The sequence below is a fragment of the Pseudoxanthomonas sp. SGT-18 genome (genome assembly GCF_003931645.1).
In the GTDB taxonomy this organism is placed as follows: Bacteria; Pseudomonadota; Gammaproteobacteria; order Xanthomonadales; family Xanthomonadaceae; genus Pseudoxanthomonas.
In genome coordinates, this window is the sequence record NZ_RRYJ01000013.1 from 39,873 (window position 1) to 58,146 (window position 18,274).

Annotated in this window: 16 protein-coding genes; 4 read left to right on the forward strand and 12 right to left on the reverse strand. The window is 72.6% G+C overall.

All coding sequences use genetic code 11. From position 1 onward, the window contains the following. Nucleotides 1–17 precede the first annotated feature (17 nt). On the reverse strand, nucleotides 18–1,412 hold the full coding sequence (locus EIM47_RS14910) for an MATE family efflux transporter (protein WP_028915171.1): 1,395 nt from the start codon (nucleotides 1,410–1,412) through the stop codon (nucleotides 18–20). 64 nt (nucleotides 1,413–1,476) lie between these two features. Between EIM47_RS14910 and EIM47_RS16130 the strand changes: the two genes are divergently transcribed. Continuing rightward, on the forward strand, nucleotides 1,477–2,592 hold the full coding sequence (locus EIM47_RS16130) for a DUF3667 domain-containing protein (RefSeq protein ID WP_261793090.1): 1,116 nt from the start codon (nucleotides 1,477–1,479) through the stop codon (nucleotides 2,590–2,592). A gap of 3 nt (nucleotides 2,593–2,595) precedes the next feature. Here EIM47_RS16130 and EIM47_RS16035 read toward each other — a convergent pair whose 3' ends face one another. Continuing rightward, nucleotides 2,596–3,945, reverse strand: a complete 1,350-nt coding sequence (locus EIM47_RS16035; RefSeq protein WP_240626254.1) for a hypothetical protein — start codon at nucleotides 3,943–3,945, stop codon at nucleotides 2,596–2,598. Between the two features lie 445 nt (nucleotides 3,946–4,390). On the opposite strand from EIM47_RS16035, the gene EIM47_RS14925 reads away from it, so the two are divergent. Then, the gene (locus EIM47_RS14925; RefSeq protein WP_026010225.1) at nucleotides 4,391–6,616 is read left to right on the forward strand and encodes a primosomal protein N'; all 2,226 of its coding nucleotides are present in this window, start codon (nucleotides 4,391–4,393) and stop codon (nucleotides 6,614–6,616) included. Between the two features lie 13 nt (nucleotides 6,617–6,629). Here the strand turns inward: EIM47_RS14925 and EIM47_RS14930 are convergent, their stop codons facing one another. After that, a complete protein-coding gene (locus tag EIM47_RS14930) occupies nucleotides 6,630–7,382 on the reverse strand; it encodes an NYN domain-containing protein (protein ID WP_125077357.1) in 753 nt (250 codons plus the stop codon). Nucleotides 7,383–7,471: 89 nt separating this feature from the next. Between EIM47_RS14930 and EIM47_RS14935 the strand changes: the two genes are divergently transcribed. Next, nucleotides 7,472–8,782: an MFS transporter gene (locus EIM47_RS14935; protein ID WP_019397300.1), complete on the forward strand. Its 1,311-nt coding sequence runs from the start codon at nucleotides 7,472–7,474 to the stop codon at nucleotides 8,780–8,782. A 23-nt stretch (nucleotides 8,783–8,805) separates the two neighbouring features. Next, entirely contained in the window at nucleotides 8,806–10,098 is a 1,293-nt protein-coding gene (locus EIM47_RS14940) for an NAD(P)/FAD-dependent oxidoreductase (RefSeq protein WP_026010226.1), read from the forward strand. Between the two features lie 9 nt (nucleotides 10,099–10,107). Here EIM47_RS14940 and EIM47_RS14945 read toward each other — a convergent pair whose 3' ends face one another. The 9 genes from EIM47_RS14945 to rhlB form a co-directional block, all read right to left on the reverse strand. Continuing rightward, entirely contained in the window at nucleotides 10,108–10,731 is a 624-nt protein-coding gene (locus EIM47_RS14945; RefSeq protein WP_019397302.1) for a trimeric intracellular cation channel family protein, read from the reverse strand. Between the two features lie 126 nt (nucleotides 10,732–10,857). After that, nucleotides 10,858–11,736: an RNA polymerase sigma factor RpoH gene (rpoH, locus tag EIM47_RS14950; RefSeq protein WP_019397303.1), complete on the reverse strand. Its 879-nt coding sequence runs from the start codon at nucleotides 11,734–11,736 to the stop codon at nucleotides 10,858–10,860. 180 nt (nucleotides 11,737–11,916) lie between these two features. After that, entirely contained in the window at nucleotides 11,917–12,630 is a 714-nt protein-coding gene (locus EIM47_RS14955; protein ID WP_125077358.1) for a pirin family protein, read from the reverse strand. After that, complete coding sequence (locus EIM47_RS14960) at nucleotides 12,627–13,001, reverse strand: hypothetical protein (RefSeq protein WP_019397305.1); 375 nt, start codon at nucleotides 12,999–13,001, stop codon at nucleotides 12,627–12,629. The genes EIM47_RS14955 and EIM47_RS14960 overlap by 4 nt, the downstream gene beginning before the upstream one ends. Before the next feature lie 97 nt (nucleotides 13,002–13,098). Next, the gene (gene ung / locus EIM47_RS14965) at nucleotides 13,099–13,839 is read right to left on the reverse strand and encodes a uracil-DNA glycosylase (RefSeq protein ID WP_019397306.1); all 741 of its coding nucleotides are present in this window, start codon (nucleotides 13,837–13,839) and stop codon (nucleotides 13,099–13,101) included. Nucleotides 13,840–13,872: 33 nt separating this feature from the next. Continuing rightward, nucleotides 13,873–14,697, reverse strand: coding sequence for a response regulator (locus EIM47_RS14970; protein ID WP_019397307.1), 825 nt, complete (start codon nucleotides 14,695–14,697; stop codon nucleotides 13,873–13,875). Further along, on the reverse strand, nucleotides 14,697–15,647 hold the full coding sequence (gene ftsX / locus EIM47_RS14975) for a permease-like cell division protein FtsX (RefSeq protein WP_019397308.1): 951 nt from the start codon (nucleotides 15,645–15,647) through the stop codon (nucleotides 14,697–14,699). Before ftsX ends, EIM47_RS14970 begins: the two co-directional genes overlap by 1 nt. Further along, nucleotides 15,644–16,330 carry a cell division ATP-binding protein FtsE gene (gene ftsE, locus EIM47_RS14980; RefSeq protein WP_028915177.1) on the reverse strand — a complete coding sequence of 229 codons (687 nt, stop codon included), beginning with the start codon at nucleotides 16,328–16,330 and terminating at the stop codon, nucleotides 15,644–15,646. The genes ftsX and ftsE overlap by 4 nt, the downstream gene beginning before the upstream one ends. 150 nt (nucleotides 16,331–16,480) lie before the next feature. After that, nucleotides 16,481–18,205: an ATP-dependent RNA helicase RhlB gene (gene rhlB / locus EIM47_RS14985; RefSeq protein WP_125077359.1), complete on the reverse strand. Its 1,725-nt coding sequence runs from the start codon at nucleotides 18,203–18,205 to the stop codon at nucleotides 16,481–16,483. Nucleotides 18,206–18,274: the final 69 nt, after the last annotated feature.

Here is an 18,274-nt window from a genome sequence, read left to right on the forward strand (position 1 = left end):
GGTGCCGCCGGGGGTATTCATGCGCCTGAAGTAACCGTGCCGGAGGGCGCGGCCACCGGCGGCGGCAGGCGGCGCAGGCTGTGGTGCAGGCGCCAGCCCATCAGCACCGCGGCGGCGGTCAGGCCCAGGATCAGGCCGGTCCACATGCCCTGCGGGCCGCGGCCCAGGCCCAGGCCCAGCCAGGCGCCCAGCGGCATGCCGATGCCCCAGTACGAGACCATTGCAAGGAACATCGGCACGCGGGTGTCGCGCAGCCCGCGCAGGGCGCCGGCGGACATCACCTGCACGCCGTCCGGGAACTGGAAGGTGGCCGCGTACAGCAGCAGCACCGAGGCGGTGGCGGCCACCGCCGCGTCGCGGGTGTAGATGGCGACGATCGCGTCGTGCCCCAGCAGCATCACCAGCGCCGAGCAGGCCTGGGTGGCCAGGACGATGGTGTATCCGGCACGCGCGGCGCGGCGCACGCCCATCGGGTCGCCGGCACCCAGCGCGCGCCCCACCCGCACCGTGGTCGCCTCGGCCAGGCCCATCGGCACCATGAAGCACAGCGCCGAGACGTTGATCGCGATCTGGTGCGCGGCCGCCGGCACCTCGCCCAGGCGCGCGATCAGCAGCGCGGTGGCGATGAACAGGCCACCTTCCATCAGCACGGTCACGCCGATCGGCAGGCCGGTGGCGAGCAGGCCGCGGATGTCGGCCCAGCGCGGCGGATCGAAGCGCGCGAACAGCCCCAGCGGCGCGAACCGGCGCGAGCGCGCCAGGTAACCGGCAAAGCACAGCGCCTGCAGCCACATCACCACCGCCGAGGCCGCTCCCAGGCCGGCCGGCCCCATCTCCGGCAGCGGGCCGAGGCCGAAGGTCAGCACGTAGCCCAGCGGCGCCAGCACGCCCAGCCCGGCGAAGCCCAGGACCATGGTCGGCAGGGTCCAGTGCAGGCCCTCGCTGAGGTAGCGCATGCAGAAGAACAGGATCAGCGCCGGCACGCCCCAGCGGATGGCATGGGCGAAGGCGGTGGCGCCGGGCACGATTTCCGGGGCGATGCCGAACGCGGCCAGCGCCAGCGGCGCCAGGCTCAGGAACGCGAACATCAGCAGTCCCAGGCCCGCGCCCAGCCACAGCGCCTGGCGGAACAGCGGCGCGATCGCGTCGCGGCGGCCGCTGCCGTCCAGCTGCGAGACCGAGGCGGTGAGCGCGATCAGGGTCCCGATCGGCACCATCATCGGCAGCCACAGCAGGGCGGTCCCGACCGTCACCGAGGCCAGGGTCAGGGTGCCGTGGCGTCCGGCGATGACGTTGTCGACGAAGCTGATCAGGCCGGTGGACACGTGCCCCAGCACCAGCGGCAGGGCGAGCGTGATCGTGGCGAGCAGCTCCGGGCCGAGGCGGCGCCCCGGCGGGGAGGATGCGGACATGGGGGATCGGCGGGGAAGCTGCGGTCGTGCCGGGGGCACTGGCACCGGGCTCCGCGGGCTGGCTATGTTACCCCTCCCCACGCCACGCCACCACGCCGTGCACGAAGGCCATCCGCGCGCCTGCGCCAACTGTTCCACCGAGCTCCACGGCGAGTACTGCCACCACTGCGGCCAGCACGCGCACAACCCGGTGCGCAGCTTCGCCCATGCCGTGGAGGAGGTGTTCGAATCGTTCTGGCACCTGGACGGGCGCATTTTCCTGACCCTGCGCCGGCTGCTGGTGCCCGGGCGCCTGGCGCTGGACTACCTGCAGGGCCGGCGCGCGCCCTACGTGGCGCCGATGCGGCTGTTCGTGGTGCTGTGCGTGCTGACCTTCTTCGTCGGCCGCCTGGTGATCCACCTGGGCGACGAGCCGGACGGCCAGGGCCCGAACCTGTCGGTGGAGGCGATCGACCGCTCGCTGGAGGAAGCCACCACGGTGGAGGAAGTCGAGCGCATCCGCAGCCAGCGCGTGGCCGACCTGGAGGAGGCGCGCGAGGCGCTGCCGCCCTACCTGGAGCCGGCGCGGGTCGGCATGGACCGCACCATCGCCGGGCTGCACGCGCAGGCCGACGCGCGGGTGCGGGCGCTCGGCGGCACGCCCGCGCCGCGCCCGGCCCAGGCCACGCCGCAGGCCGAAACCCGGCGCGAGCCAAGCACCTGGATCGAGCGGATCGGCGCGCGCATGGCGCGCAACGCCGAGCGCCTGCAGGATGATCCGGACCTGCTGACCAACGCCTTCCTCGGCAGCGTGCCCACCGCGCTGTTCCTGCTGGTACCGGTGTTCGCGCTGCTGCTGAAGCTGGCCTACCTCGGCAGCGGCCGGGTGTACCTGGAGCACCTGGTGGTGGCGCTCTACAGCCACGCCTTCCTGTGCCTGGCCCTGCTCGGGGAGATGCTGCTGTCGCTGCTGGCGGACTGGACCAGCACCTTCGTGCCGCTGGTGGCCGCCGGCATGGGCATGGTCGCGCTGGCGCTGTGGCTGTGGATGCCGACCTACCTGCTGCTGATGCAGAAGCGGGTCTACGGCGACGGCTGGGTGGCGACCCTGCTGCGCTTCGGCGCGATCGGCACGGTCTACTCGGTGATGATGCTGTTGGCGGCGGTCGTGGTGCTGCTGCTGAGCCTGGTGCGGCTGTAGCGCTCAGCGCCGCGCCGCCTCCTCCAGCCAGGAGCCGCTCCGCGCCGGCGGCAACGCCAGCAACTCGCGGCGCAGCTCGATCCGGCCGGCCGGGGACTGCCGCCGCAGCACCTCGGCCAGCTGCGCGCGCTGCGCCCCGTCCATGCCGCGCAGGACCTGCAGCAGCCGCACGCGTTCCTCCTCCGGCACGTAGCCCAGCCACGGCTGCAGCCGCGGCCAGTCGTTGCCCAGCTCCGGGCCGAACAGCCAGCCGCGGCGTTCCATGCCGTCCAGCGCGGCGAAGCGTTGCCGCAGCCGCTGCTGCTCGTCCGGCGGCAGGGACAGGAAGCGCGCGCCGGCCTCGCGCAGCCGCGCCTGCTCGTGCGCCGGCAGCCCGGCCCAGGCCTGCTGCGGCGGCGGCCCGCCTTCCGGCGCGGTCGGCGCCTGCACCGGCGCCAGCCCGTCCTCCTCGCGCTCGATCCGCGACTCCGGCGCACCGGCGGCATACCAGGCCAGCAGCGCCAGGTCCGCGACCACCGGGTCGGCCGGCAGTTCCTCCAGCGGCCGCGGCATCGGCTCGGCCGGCACCGCCGGCGGCCCGGGATCCGGCAGCGGTTCGACCAGGATCGGGCCGGGATCGTGCACCCGCAGGTCATCCACCGCGGGCCCGCCGTCGGCGTCCGCGGCCGGCGGCAACGGCGATCCCGGCTGTCGCCACCACCACAGCGCGGCACCGGCCAGCAGGGCCAGCAGCACGAGCAGCAGCGCCGGCCACCACCGCGACCGACGCCGGGCACGCCGCGGCGCCGGGCGCTCGGGCGACGCGGCGGCCGGGGCCTCCGGGCTGCCCGCGCCGGCGAGCGCGGTCTGGCGCAGGGCGGCGATGCGCTCCAGCCGGCTCTCCGGCAGTTCGCGCGCGGCGTGCTGGATGGCCTGGGCCAGGCGGTGCCAGGCGGCCACGTCCACCTCGCCGGCGGCATCGCGCGGGCAGGCCGCGGCCAGGCGCTCGCGATAGGTCTCCAGCGGGATGCCCAGCGCGTCGGCGGCCGGCTCCTCGTCCAGGCCGCCGGCCAGGCGCAGCAGCAGGGCGCGGCGGTCGGCCGGGGCCGGGCCGGCCAGCACCTCCAGTTCACCCGGCCAGTGGCCGGAGCCGGCTTCCAGCGGGCAGGTCGCCAGCAAGCGCCAGAAGCGGGCGGGCCACTCGGCCATCGGCAACTGCCCGGCCTCGGCCTTAAACGTGCGGCTGGCACCGGCCAGGGCGTGGTCGGCCGCGTCCGGGTCACCGCCCTGCAGCCACAGGAACACCCATGCGCGGCGTTCGCTGCCCCGGAGAAAGGCGGCCAGCGCCGGCGGTACGTCGGTGTGGGGGTGCAATTCTGATCCCGTGGAGCGTCGACAGGCCCGCGATGATATGCGCCCCGGCCGCGCCATGGCGCCTTGACGGATGCCCGATCAGGCGCTCCCCCCAGTGTTTATGCGGCCTGCGCCAGATCGGTTGTGCACAGCGCAAGCGCGCACAGGCTTGCGTGTCAAGGCGATATGACGCACCGCAAACCTTCACCCTTGTTCCACGGCCAAACCCATGATTTACAAGCACTTTTTCAGATGGCGTTTTTTTGACCAACCTGAGCGAGTGCCCGTTCTGGCCGCATTTGCGGCGTGAAGCCAGAGCCTCATGCACAAGGTTATCCACAGCTCGTGTGGATAACGGCGTTTCCCCTGTCAGGGCGGTGAGTTACGTGGCCTTTAGAAGGGTAACGCTAGCAATCCGCCGCAGGGCAGCAAACCGGGACCCGGCCCGGCCGCTTAGACTTCCGCCATGTCCCTCCCCGCTCCCACGGCAGACTGCCTCCGGGTCGCCTTGCCGGTACCCCTGCCGCGCCTGTTCGACTACCTGCCCCCGGCGGGAACGGTCGCCGGCGCCGGCGACGTGGGCCGGCGGGTACGGGTGCCGTTCGGCCAGCGCGAGCTGGTCGGGGTGGTGGCCGCGGTCGGGCCGGCCGAGGTCGGCGACGGCCTGCGCCAGGCCCTGGCCGTGCTCGACCCCGAGCCGCTGCTGCAGGGCGAGCTACTGGACTCCCTGCGCTGGCTGGCGCGCTACACCCATGCCCCGCTGGGGGAGGTCCTGGCCACCGCCCTGCCCAGCGCGCTGCGCAGCGGCGAGCCGCTGCCGGACACCCATGCCTGGGCCTGGCAGCTGACCGAGGCCGGGCGCACCGCCAGTGCCGGCCTGCGCCGCGGCACCCGCCCGCAACGGCTGGCCGCCCTGCTGCAGGACGGCCCGGTGGACGAGGACCGCCTGGCACTGGAGATCGACGGCTGGCGCGAGGCCGCGCGCGGGCTGCTCAAGCGCGGCCTGGTGGAACGGGTCGCGGTACCGGCCAGCGCCATGGCCCCGGCGCCGCAGCCCGGCCCGGAGCCCAACCCCGAGCAGGCCGAGGCGATCTCCACCCTGCGGGCCGCGCGCGGCTTCAGCCCGGTGCTGCTGGAAGGCGTGACCGGCAGCGGCAAGACCGAGGTCTACCTGCACGCCATCGCCGAATGCCTGGCCCGCGGCCGCCAGGCGCTGGTGCTGGTCCCGGAAATCGGCCTGACCCCGCAGACCCTGGCCCGCTTCCGCGCCCGCCTGGGCGTACCGGTGCACGCGCTGCACTCGGGCCTGGCCGATGGCGAGCGCGCGCGGGTATGGGCGGCGGCCTGGCGCGGCGAGGCGCGGGTGATCGTCGGCACCCGCTCGGCGGTGTTCACCCCGCTGCCGGAGGCCGGGCTGATCGTGGTCGACGAGGAACACGACGGCAGCTACAAGCAGCAGGACGGTATCCGCTACCACGCCCGCGACTTCGCCCTGGTGCGCGGCAAGGCACTGGACGTGCCGGTGCTGCTGGGCAGCGCCACGCCCTCGCTGGAAACCCTGCACAACGCCTGCGCCGGCCGCTACGGCTACCTGCGCCTGCGCCGCCGCGCCGGCGATGCGCGCCCGCCGGCCGTGCGCATCCTCGACGTGCGCAAGCGCCCGCTGCAGGCCGGGCTGGCGCCGGAGACCCTGCAGATGGTCGAGGCCGCGCTCAAGGACGGCGGCCAGGTGCTGGTATTCAAGAACCGTCGCGGCTACGCCCCGGTGCTGCTGTGCCACGACTGCGGCTGGAGCGCGCACTGCCCGCGCTGCAGTACCGAGGTGCAGTCCACGCCAATGACCGTGCACGCCGGCGGCGGGCGCCTGGTCTGCCACCACTGCGGCCACCGCCAGTCGCGCCCGCTGGCCTGCCCGGACTGCGCCAGCCTGGCGCTGCAGCCGCAGGGCGTGGGCACCGAGCGCCTGGAGGAGCTGCTGGCCGAACGCTTCGCCGGCTGGCCGGTGCTGCGCATCGACCGCGGCACCACCGCGCGCCGCGACGGCCTGCAGAAGCTGCTGGCCGAACTGGGCGACAAGCCCGGCATCCTGGTCGGCACCCAGATCCTGGCCAAGGGCCACGACCTGCCCAACCTCACCCGGGTGGTGGTGGTCGGCGTGGACGAGGGCCTGTTCTCCTCCGACTTCCGCGGCGGCGAGAAGCTGGCCCAGCTGCTGGTGCAGGTCGCCGGCCGCGCGGGCCGTGCGCGCAAGCCCGGCGAGGTGTGGTGGCAGACCCACCACCCCGACCATCCGCTGCTGCACGCGCTGATCAACGGCGGCTACGAATCCTTCGCCGCGGCCGAGCTGGTCCAGCGCGAGGCCGCGGCGTTCCCGCCCTATGCGCACCTGGCGATGCTGCGCGCCGAGGCCGGCCAGGTCGAGGCCGCCAGCGCGTTCCTGCGCGCGGCGCGGCACGTGCTGGAGGACGCCGCGTTCGCCGGCGGCAAGGCCCCGGAGGTCGAGCTGCACGGTCCGATCACCGCGCCGATGGCGCGCCGCGCCGGCCATTACCGCATGCAGCTGCTGGTGTCCTCGGCGCGGCGCGGCGCCCTGCATGCCTGCCTGGATGCCGCGCTGCCGGCGCTGTATGCGCTGCCGGAAGCGCGTCGCGCACGCTGGTCGCTGGACGTGGACCCGGTGGACCTGTACTGAGCGCGGCGCCGGCTCAGCCGGCCTTCTTCCGGGCCGGGGCCCGGCGGCGGGGCTTGTCGCGCACCCACAGGGTCTTGCCCTCCTCGCGCATCTCGAACAGGCCGGTGGCCTTCACCAGGTCCGAGAGCTTGCGGTAGCCGTAGTTGCGCGGGTCGAACGAGGCCTGGTTGCCGATCTGGCTGCCGACCACGTCCAGCCGGGTCCAGCCGTCGTCGCCACTGCCGGCATCCACCGCGCTGCGCAGCATCTGCACCAGGCGCGCGTCGTTGCGCAGTTCCTGCGGGTCCTTCGGCGCGGTGGAGCTGGCCTGGCCGTTGTCGGCGGCCGGCGTGCCCAGGGCCTCGACGTAGGTGAACTTGGAGCAGGCATTGACGAAGGGCGACGGCGTCTTCTTCTCGCCGAAGCCGTAGACCTTCATGCCGTCGGTCAGCAGGCGCATCACCAGCGGGGTGAAGTCCGCGTCGCTGGAGACGATGGCGAAGCCGTCGAGGTTGCGCGCGTACAGCAGGTCCATGGCGTCGATCACCATGGCCATGTCCGAGGCGTTCTTGCCGCTGGAATAGGCGAACTGCTGGATCGGCCGGATCGCGTACTCGTGCAGCACCGCTTCCCAGCTTTTGAGGTTGGGGCTCTTCCAGTTGCCGTAGGCGCGGCGCACGTTGGCCACGCCGTGGCGCGCCACCTCGGCCAGGACCAGGTCGATCTTCGAGGCCGGCGCGTTGTCGGCGTCGATCAGCAGGGCAATGCGTTTTTCCGGTTCGGCCATGGCGGCGCCTCGATGTGGACCGGCGGCAGTCTGGCACAGGGGGGATCGCCACGCCGCCAACGCGGCGCCCGCCGTGCCATCATCCGCCCATGGCCGCGACCCGCGAACTCACCCCCGCCCGGCGCCTGCGCAGCATCTTCAGCGGCTCGGTCGGCAACCTGGTGGAGTGGTACGACTGGTACGTCTACGCGGCGTTCTCGCTGTACTTCGCCGAGGTGTTCTTCCCCGGCGGCGACCGCACCAGCCAGCTGCTGAAGACCGCGGCGATCTTCGCGGTCGGCTTCCTGATGCGGCCGCTGGGCGGCTGGCTGCTGGGACGCTACGCCGACCGCCACGGGCGCAAGGCCGCGCTGCTGCTTTCGGTATGGATGATGTGCAGCGGCTCGCTGCTGATCGCGCTGACCCCCGGCTACGCCAGCATCGGCATCGCCGCGCCGGTGCTGCTGGTGCTGGCGCGGCTGCTTCAGGGCCTTTCGGTCGGCGGCGAGTATGGCACCTCGGCCACCTACCTCAGCGAGATGGCCAGCCGCGAGCACCGCGGCTTCTGGTCCAGCTTCCAGTACGTGACCCTGGTGCTGGGCCACCTGCTGGCACTGGGCGTGCTGCTTTCCCTGCAGCAGCTGCTCGACGCGGAGCAGCTGCGCGCCTGGGGCTGGCGCATCCCGTTCGCGATCGGTGCCCTGGCCGCGCTGGCGGCGCTATGGCTGCGGCGGACCATGCTCGAGACCGAGTCGTTCGTGCGCAGCGAGGCCGACGGCTCGCCGGCGCACCAGCGCCGCCAGGGCACGCTGCGCCTGCTGCTGCGGCACCCGCGTGCGCTGCTGAGCGTGGTCGGCCTGACCATGGGCGGCACCCTGGCCTTCTATACGTACACGACCTACGTGCACAAGTTCCTGGTCAACAGCGCCGGGCTTTCCAGCGAGAGCGCGGCGCGGGTCAACGCCGGCACGCTGTTCGTGTACATGCTGCTGCAGCCGCTGGTGGGCGCGCTGTCCGACCGCATCGGCCGGCGCCCGGTGCTGATCGCCTTCGGCGTGCTCGGCACCCTGCTCACCGTGCCGATCCTCGACCGCCTGCAGACGGTGCAGACCGCCGGCGAGGCGTTCTGGCTGGTACTGCTGGCGCTGGCGGTGGTCAGCGGCTACACCGCGATCAATGCGGTGGTGAAGGCCGAGCTGTTCCCGGTGGAGGTCCGCGCCCTGGGCGTGGGCCTGCCCTACGCGCTGACCGTGGCGATCTTCGGCGGCAGCGCCGAATACATCGCCCTGTGGTTCAAGCAGCACGGCATCGAGCGCGGCTTCTACTGGTACGTCACCGCCTGCATTGCATGCTCGCTGCTGGTGTACCTGTGGATGCCCGATACCCGGCGGCATTCGCGCATCGACCAGGATCCCGCCTGACGGCCCACCCCACCGGAGCCCCCATGAGCGCAGCCCCTCCCGATCGCCCCCATCTGGTCGTGATCGGAGGCGGCTTCGCCGGGCTCTGGGCCACCCGCGCGCTGGCCCGGGCGCCGCTGCGCATCACCCTGGTCGACCGCAGCAACCACCACCTGTTCCAGCCGCTGCTGTACCAGGTGGCGACGGCGGGACTCTCGGCACCGGACATCGCCGCGCCGCTGCGCCATATCCTGCGCCGCCAGCGCAACGTGGAGATCCGCCTGGCCGAGGCCAACGCGATCGATCCGCAGGCGCGCTGCGTCGCCCTCGCCGATGGAACCCGGTTGCAATACGACTACCTGCTGCTGGCCACCGGCGCGACCCACGCCTACTTCGGCAACGAACAGTGGGCCAGGCACGCGCCGGGCCTGAAGTCGCTGGACGATGCGCTGGAACTGCGGCGCAAGCTGCTGCTGGCGTTCGAGCGCGCCGAGGCCTGCGACGATCCGGCCGAGCGCGCGGCCTGGCTGGAATTCGCCATCGTCGGCGGAGGGCCGACCGGGGTGGAGCTGGCCGGCACCCTGGCCGAGATCGCGCGCCATACCCTGCGCGACCAGTTCCGCAACATCGATCCGGCCAGCGCGCGCGTGCGCCTGATCGAGGCCGGACCGCGCGTGCTCGCCTCTTTCCCCGAGGCGCTTTCGCAGAAGGCGCGGCGCCAGCTGGAGAAGCTGGGCGTGGAAGTCAGCACCGGCGTGCCGGTGACCGGTATCGACGCCGGCGGCTACCGGCTGGGCGACACCTACGTGCGTTCACGCACCATCGTCTGGGCCGCCGGCGTGGCCGCTTCGCCGCTGGCGCGCTCGCTGGGCGTGCCGCTGGATCGCGCCGGGCGCGTGCCGGTCGGGCCGGACCTGTCGGTACCGGGCCATCCGGAGATCTTCGTGGCCGGCGACCTGGCCGCGGTGAAACAGGCCGACGGTTCGCCGGTACCGGGCGTGGCGCCGGCGGCCAAGCAGATGGGCCGGCATGTCGCCCGCGCGATCCAGGCGCGGCTGCAGGGCGTGCCCGCGCGGCCGTTCCGCTACCGCGACTTCGGCAACCTGGCCACGATCGGGCGCATGGCCGCGGTAGTCGACATCCACGGCCTGCGGCTATCGGGCGTGCTGGCCTGGTGGTTCTGGCTGGCCGCGCACGTGTTCTTCCTGATCGGCTTCCGCAACCGCCTGGTGGTGCTGCTCAACTGGGCCTGGGCCTACTGGAGCCACCAGCGCGCGGCGCGGATCATCCTCGGCCGCGAGCCTGGCGGCGAACCCGGCGCGCCACCGCCGCCGTAGCGTTCCTCCTCAGCCGCGGTCGTCGGGCAGGTGCGCCGCCGGCAGATGCCAGCCGTGGCGGATGGCCATGTAGCGCAGGCCGAAGCAGACCAGCGCGCCCACCGCCATCGCCGGCGTACGCGGCAGGTCGAACACATCGGCCAGCGCGACCACGCCGCCGCCGGCCAGGGCCGCCACCGCGTACAGCTCGGCCTTGAGCACCACCGGGATGCGCGCCACCAGCACGTCGCGGGCCACGCCGCCGCCGATGCCGCTGAGCATGCCCAGCAGGGTCGCGGCAAATGGCGAGAGCCCGTAGTCCAGTGCCTTGCTGGTACCCAGCACCGCGAACAGGGCCAGGCCGGCGCCATCGAACACCTGCACCGGGTTGCGCATGCGCTCGATGGCCTGGTGGCGGTAGAACGTCACCACGCCGGCAAGCATCGCCACGGCCAGGTAGCGCCAGTCGGCCAGCGCCGCCGGTGGCTGTGCGCCAATCAACACGTCGCGCGCCAGGCCGCCGGACACCGCCGCGGCGCAGGACAGCACCAGCACGCCGAACACGTCCAGGCGGTAGCGCACCGCGAGGGTGCCGCCGCTGAGGGCGAACACGAAGGTGCCGAGCAGGTCGAACAGCAGCAGGAGCAGGCTCACGGCGTGTCAGGTCCCGGGATCCAGGGGAAGCATCGCAGCGGCCGGCGGCGGTGTCATGCCGGCGCCGCGCAAACAAAACGGCCCGGGGAAACCCGGGCCGTCGGCGTGGCGCGCTGGTTGGCGGCTTCAGGCCGCCAGCAGCGCGCGCATCTTCTTCATGGCGTTGGCCTCGATCTGGCGGATGCGCTCGGCGGACACGCCGTACTCGTCGGCCAGCTCCTGCAGGGTCACCTTGTTCTCGTCGTCCAGCCAGCGGCGGGCGATGATGTCGCGCGAACGCGCGTCGAGGTTGGCCAGGCCCTCGCGCAGCAGTTCCAGCTGGTGGCCTTCGCTGTCCTCGCGCTCGTAGGCCTGCGAGGGATCCTCGTCGTGCGCCACCAGGTAGGCGGCCGGCGACGGCAGGGCGTGGTCCTCGTCCTCGTCGACGGGCGCGTCGAAGCCGATGTCGCGGCCGGACAGGCGCGCCTCCATCTCCAGCACCTCGCGCTCGGAGACGTTGAGGTCCTTCGCCACCGCGCTGACCTCGGCGGCGTTCATCCAGCCCAGGCGGGTCTTGGCCTTGCGCAGGTTGAAGAACAGCTTGCGCTGGGCCTTGGTCGTGGCGACCTTCACGATGCGCCAGTTCTTGAGGATGAACTCGTGGATCTCGGCGCGGATCCAGTGCACGGCGAAGCTGACCAGGCGCACGCCCAGGTCGGGGTCGAAGCGCTTGACCGCCTTCATCAGGCCGATGTTGCCTTCCTGGATCAGGTCGCCCAGCTGCAGGCCATAGCCGTTGTAGCCGCGGGCGACGTGCACCACGAAGCGCAGGTGCGAATGCACCAGTTCGCGCGCGGCATCCAGGTCGTTCTGGTCGCGGTAGCGGCGCGCCAGCGCCTGTTCCTGCTCCACGCTCAGCACCGGGATCTGGTGCACGGCGCTGATGTAGGCGTCGAGCGAGCCGAGCGGGCTGGGAACCGGCAGGTTGTTGGCGACGAGCGCGGTGGAACGGATGGTCTGGGTCATGGCAGGCATCTTAGCAATCGGGGGGTTGGACTGCTAACGCCGGGACTGGTTCCCCAGCATTGCGGTGGTGGAACGATTCCGTTCAGCGAATCGCAAGGAAAAACAGGCACTTGGACGAGCCGGGAAGCATGCCCCAGACTCCGCCACGGGGCCGTGAGTTCCCCGGATGCGACCCCGGTCTCACTCCGACGGCAGCGGTGGCAGGTCGAACACCAGGACCTCGGCGCCCTCGCCGGCCTCGATCCGGACCTCCGCCTCGTCGCGGTAGCGCAGGGCGTCGCCGGCGGCCAGGCGCTGGCCATTGACGGTGGCGGCGCCGCGAAGCAGGTGGACGTAGGCCAGCCGCCCGGGGGCCAGGGCCAGCCGCGCCTGCTCGGCGCCGTCGAACAGGCCCGCGTACAGGCGCGCGTCCTGGTGCATGCGCAGCGAGCCTTCGGCCCCGTCCGGGGACACCAGCAGGCGCAGGCGGCCACGCTTCTCCTCCGGGGCGAAGCGCTTCTGCTCGTAGCCGGGGGCGATCCCGGTGCGCTCGGGCAGGATCCAGATCTGCAGGAAGTGGGTGGTCCGCTCCGGGTCCGGGTTGAACTCGGAGTGGGTGACCCCGGTGCCGGCGCTCATGCACTGGACCTCGCCCGGGAGGATGCGCTCGACGTTGCCCATCGAGTCGCGATGCGCCAGCGCGCCCTCCAGCACGTAGCTGATGATCTCCATGTCGCGGTGGCCGTGGGTGCCGAAGCCCTGGCCGCCGGCGACCCGGTCCTCGTTGATCACCCGCAGCGGGCCCCAGTGCACGTGCTCGGGGTCGAAATAGCCGGCGAAGGAGAAGCTGTGCCAGGAGTCCAGCCAACCGTGGTTGGCGTGGCCGCGTTCGCGGGCCGGGCGCAGGGTGATCAATGGGCACCTCCGGGGTGCAGGCGGGAAGGATGGGCCTGGCTGGCGCGGGCGCGGCGCCAGGCATCGAAGCTGAAATCGCCGGCGCCGTGCGCCGCCAGCAGCACCAGGCCGCCGCCCAGGAACAGGCTGCGCGCCAGCTCGATCACCTGTTGCGGTTCGCCCGGGGCGGGCACGCCCAGGGCCGGCGCCAGCACGAGGACGGCCAGCGCCAGCGCCGCCGGCCGGGTCCAGGCGCCGGCCAGCAGCGCCAAGGCGGCAGCCAGGCCGGCCAGCCCCGCTAGGGCGCCGGCATCGGCCAGCATGGCCCAGGCCTCGCCGCCCAGCACCAGGGCCAGGGCGATGCGCGCGAGCAGTGCATATAGATGGTGCATGGCGGCCTCGTGGGGATGCCCCGCGGGGAAAGCGGGGCTCCGGATGGCGGCCAGCATGATTGCTTTCACCGGCGGGATAAACCCGCCAATGGAATACTTATTGTTCTACCGATGACTTTTCGGCCCGCAGCATGACCTCGACCTCGGCCCGCGGCGGCAGCGACCAGTCCACCGGTGCCTGGCCGCGGCGGACCAGGTACTCGTTGGCCGCGGCGAAGTGGCCGCAGCCGAAGAAGCCGCGATAGGCCGACAGCGGCGAGGGGTGCGGGGCCTTCAGCACCCGGTGGCGGCGGGAATCGATGATCCGGCCCTTGGCCTGGGCGTAGCTGCCCCAGAGCATGAACACCAGGCCCTCGCGCTCGCGCGCCAGGGTCTCGATGGCGTGGTCGGTGAAGCCTTCCCAGCCCTTGCCCTGGTGCGAGCCGGCACGGCCCTGTTCCACCGACAGCACGGCGTTGAGCAGCAGCACCCCGCGCCGCGCCCAGGGCAGTAGGCAGCCGTGGTCCGGGCGCGGCAGCCCCAGCTCGTCGCCGATCTCCTTGAAGATGTTCTCCAGCGACGGCGGCACCGGCACCCCCGGCAGCACCGAGAAGCACAGGCCATGGGCCTGGCCCGGGCCGTGGTACGGATCCTGGCCCAGGATCACCACCTTGACCTGGTCGAACGGGGTGGCGTCGAACGCGGCGAACAGGCGTGGCCCGGGCGGATACACCTGCACCCCGGCGGCCTTGCGCTGGCGCAGGAACGCCGACAGCTCGCGCATCTCCGGGCGCAGCAGCCAGTCGCCGATGCGCGCCTTCCAGGACGGCTCGAGGCGGATGACGGGTTCGTCGGCCATGGGGGACTGCATCTCCTGCCGCGCGGCGCGCCGCTAGCGGTCTTCCAGCCGCGCCAGGCGCAGCTGGAACAGCACCTTGGTGACCAGCAGGCGTTCCTCGATCGGCTTCTGCACCAGGTCGTTGGCGCCGGCGCGCAGCAGCTCGGACTGGTTGTGGCGGTTGGCATCGCCGGTCATGACCAGCACCGGCAGGCGGCGCTTGCCGTAGTCGAAGTCGATGCGGATGCGCTCGACCACGTCGCGGCCGCTCAGCTCGCCCTTGAGGGTCACGTCGGTCAGCACCAGGTCGATGCGCGGCACCCGGCCCAGCGACTCGGCGGTCAGCAGCGCGAACGCCTCCTCGGCGGTGAGCACGTGCACCACCTCCAGCTGCTGGCGCTCGAGCATGCGCTTGGTGGCCTCGGCCACCACCCGGCTGTCCTCGATGTAGAGCACGCGCGCGCCGGCGATCGGCTGCGGCTGCACGTAGCCGCGGATGAACTCGACCAGGGCCTCGTGGCCCAGCGACTTGTCGAAGTAGTCGGTGACGTATTCGGTGAAGCGGCGCTCGACCAGGTGCTGCTGGGCGTCGCCGGAGACGACGATGATCGGCACGTAGGCCTGGGCCGCGGCGCGCACGCTGCGCGCCAGCTCCATGCCGTCGCCGTCCGGCAGCGACAGCGCGGTGGTCACCAGGTCGACCGGGCCGGCCTCCAGCGCCTCGCGCGCCTCCTCGATGCTGGAACAGCCCACCACTTCAACGCCCGGCAGTTCGCGCACCAGCACGTCGGCGATCAGCTTGCGTACCAGCTTGGAACCATCGGCGACCATCACCCTGGGGTTGTCGCGGATCAGGTATTTCAGGTCGTGCGAGGCCATCAGGTCTCCGTGGGACGGGTCTGGCGCAGGAAATGGCCGGTGACCGCCCAGGCCCCCAGCCACCCCAGCAGGACGGTGCCCACCAATACCATCGCGGAGTGGAAGGCATCCAGTCCCTGCAGCGCGAAACGGCTGCCGTAGCTCTGGCTGAGCGCGGCCAGCGGCCCGCCCAGGGCGGCGCCGGCGGCGGCGATCAGGCCCAGCGCGAGCACCCCGGCGCCCAGGCCGTACCAGGCGCCCAGGTACAGGAACGGGCGGCGGATGAAGCCGTCGCTGGCGCCCAGCAGCTGCAGCACGCCGATCTCCTCGCGCCGCGACTGGATGTCCAGGCGCACGGTGTTGCCGACCACCAGCAGCGCGCCCAGGCCCAGCAGCACCGACAGCACCTGGACCACGCGCTGGCCGAAGCGCAGCCAGGCATCCAGGCGCTGCCGCCAGAGCGCGTCGTGCTGCACCAGGTCGGCCTGCGGCAGCGCCTCCAGCTCGGCCGCCAGCCGGGCCTCGTCGGCCTCCGCGGCGGGGGTGACCACCAGCAGCGCCGGCAGCGGGTTGTCGCCCAGCGCGTCGATCGCCTCGCCCAGGCCGGCTTCGCGCAGCTCGGCCAGGCCCTGCTCGGGGCTGCGCAACTCGACCGCGGCCACCCCGGCGCGGCCGCGCAGCTGCCCGGCCAGCATGGACGCCGCCGGCATGGCCACGTCCTGCTTCAGGAACACGTTGATCTCGCGCGACTGCTGCACGCTGCCGGCGAAGTGGCGCAGGTTGTCCATCACGATCGACAGGCCCAGCGGCAGCGCCAGGGCCAGGCCCATGACCGCCACGGTCAGCAGGGTCGCCCAGGGCTTGCCCGCGGCGCGGCCGGCGCTGAAGGCCAGGCTGTGCAGGTGCTGGTCGAACCACACGCGCAGGCGCGAGGGCGCGGAGGGGGCGGTCGCCTTCTTCGCGGTGCTCATTCGGCCAGGTCCTTCGGCGAGATGTCGTCGACCAGGCGACCGTGGTCCAGCACCAGCACCCGCTTGCGCATGCGCTTGAGCAGGGCCAGGTCGTGGCTGACCACCAGCACGCTGGTGCCGCGCTCGGGCAGCCCGGCGAACAGGGCCATGATCTCCGCGGCGAGGGTCGGGTCGAGGTTGCCGGTCGGTTCGTCGGCCACCAGCAGCGGCGGCTCGGCGATGATCGCCCGGGCGATGCCCACGCGCTGCTGCTCGCCGGCCGACAGCTGGGTCGGCAACGCCTTCTCGCGGTGGCCCAGGCCCATGCGTTCGAGCACCGAGCGCACCCGCTTGCCGATCTCGGCGCGGCGGGTGCCGCGCAGGATCAGCGGCAGGGCCACGTTCTCGCCGACGGTGCGGTCGGTCAGCAGGCGGTGGTCCTGGTAGACCACGCCGACCTGGCGCCGGTGCAGGGCGACCTTGCCGCCACGCACGCGCTGCAGGTTGCGCTCGCCCAGCAGCACCGCGCCGCGGGTGGGGCGTTCGGACAGGTGGATGAGCTTGAGCAGGGTGCTCTTGCCGGCGCCGGAATGGCCGGTGACGAACAGCATCTCGCCCTCGTCCACGCCGAAGCTGACATCGACCAGCGCCTGGTGCCCCCCGGGGTACTGCTTGCTGACGTTTTCGAATCGCAGGACGGTCATGCCGCGATTATGCGGGGGCGCGCACGGCGAAGCGACCGCGACGGCGACGGCCGGCAGGAATCGTGGCTCCAGACGCACGTATCCCCGGACGTGGCGGCCACGACCGGGGATACGGGATGCAGCGAAGCGCCGCCCGCGCGGGGCGACGGATCAGCCGCCGACCAGCGAACGCAGCTTGCGGCCGATGCGGCCCAGCAGGGACTCGCGCTTGGGCTCCTGGGCCGGCACGGGACCACGTACCGACGGGGCCGACTGGCGGATCGCCGGCACCGCGGACGGATTGGCCTGGTCGCCGGCCTGCACCGCACCGTCGACCGGCTTGCCGCGACGGCGGCGACGGCGCTTGCGCGGGGCGCGCTCGCCCTCGCCGGCCACGGCCGGGACCTCGTTGCCCTCGACCGGCGGCTGCTGGCGCGGCGCGCGCTCCGGCGCGGCCGCCTGGGCCTCGCCAGCGGCGGCGGGAGCAGCGGCCTCGACCTGCGGCTTGCGGCGCGGACGACGCTCGCCGCCCTCGCGGCGCTCGCCACCGCTGCGGCCAGCGCCGGCGCCGCCACGGCCGCAGCGCGAACGGCCGCCACCGCGGCGCTCCTCGTCGGCGGCGCGCTGCTCGCGCGCCTCGCGGAAGATCTGGCCGATGCTCTCCTCCTCGCCCTCTTCCGCGGACTCGCCTTCCGGACGCACGCGCTCCGGGCGCGGCAGCGGGGTCAGCAGCTCCGGGGTGACCGGCTCGGACGGGATCTTCTGCTCGATGTAGGCCTCGATGTCCGGCAGGCTCATCGCGTAGCGCTCGCAGGCGAAGCTAATCGCGTCGCCCTCCTCGCCCAGGCGCGCGGTGCGGCCGATGCGGTGGACGTAGTCCTCGGCGTCGAACGGCAGGTCGTAGTTGTAGACGTACTTGATGCCGTCGATGTGCAGGCCGCGGGCGGCCACGTCGGTGGCCACCAGGATCTCCAGCTGGCCCTTCTGGAAGCGGTTGAGCAGGGTCTCGCGCTTCTTCTGCGGCACGTCGCCGGACAGCACGCCCACGCGGTAGCCGGCCTTCTCCAGGGCACGGGCCACGCGCTCGACGTACACCTTGGTGTTGACGAACACCATGGTGCGGGCGCCCTCGCTGCGCGACAGCAGGCCCAGCAGCAGCGGCAGCTTCTCCTCGTCGGCCGGGTAGTAGAGCTTCTGGCGCACGCGCGCGGCGGTGACCGTCTCGGCCTCCACCACCAGCTTCTCCGGCTCGTTCATGTGCTCGTAGGCCAGCTCCAGCACGCGGTGGCTGAGGGTGGCCGAGAACAGCAGGGTCTGGCGCTCGGTGCGCACCGGCATGCGCCGCAGCAGGAAGCGGATGTCCTTGATGAAGCCGAGGTCGAACATGCGGTCGGCCTCGTCCAGCACGCACACCTCGCAGGCATGCAGGGACACCACCTTGTGCTGCTTGACGTAGTCGATCAGGCGGCCGGGGGTGGCGATGATCACGTCCACGCCCTGCTGCAGCAGCTCACGCTGCTTGTCGTAGTCCACGCCGCCGTAGACCAGGGCGAAGCGCAGGCCCAGGTGCGAGCCGAACTTGACCGCGTCCTTGTGGATCTGGATCGCCAGCTCGCGGGTCGGGGCCAGGATCAGCGCGCGCGGATCCTCCGGCTTGCGCTCGGCCAGGGCCGGGCGGGTCAGCAGGCGGTTCATCACCGCGACCAGGAAGGCCAGGGTCTTGCCGGTGCCGGTCTGGGCCTGGCCGGCGACGTCGCGCCCGGCCAGGGCGACCGGCAGGGTCAGCGCCTGGATCGGGGTGCAGCGGGTGAAGCCTGCCGACTCGAGCCCGGCGAGCAGCTCCGGATGCAGGTCGAAGGAGGAAAACGTTACATCGGTCAGCGGCTTGTCGCTCATCATCCAGTCTTCATGTGGCCTGGCCCAGCGTGGCCGGACAGGCGGCCTTTGGCGGCCTTGCAAATACGT